Annotated in this window: 1 protein-coding gene; it reads right to left on the bottom strand. The window is 47.7% G+C overall.

All coding sequences use genetic code 11. From position 1 onward, the window contains the following. On the bottom strand, positions 1-342 hold a 342-nt coding region (locus A3766_RS09390; RefSeq protein WP_304440954.1), incomplete at both ends, for a glutamate ligase domain-containing protein.

Raw genomic sequence — 342 nt, forward strand, 5'->3', positions numbered from 1 at the left:
CTTTCACTTCTTGCCACGTTTCATGACCTTTACCCGCCACAAGAATGACATCATCTGCTACTGACTTTTCGAGCATTTTCTGTATTGCCATTCGTCGCTCGTGTATCACTTCCACCTTCGATGGCTGCGCAAAGCCCGCTAAAATATCTGCGATGATTGCTTCTGGTGATTCTCCTCGTGGATTGTCATCACTGAGGACAATGTCATCTGCAAACGCTTCGGCAACTCTTGCCATCTCGGCGCGTTTTCCTTGATCACGGTCACCACCACAACCAAATATCACCCTTAGAGAGCCACTGCAAAGAGGCGCTAGCGTTTTAAGTACATTTTCCAAAGCATCAG

The organism is Oleiphilus sp. HI0132 (assembly GCF_001635845.1).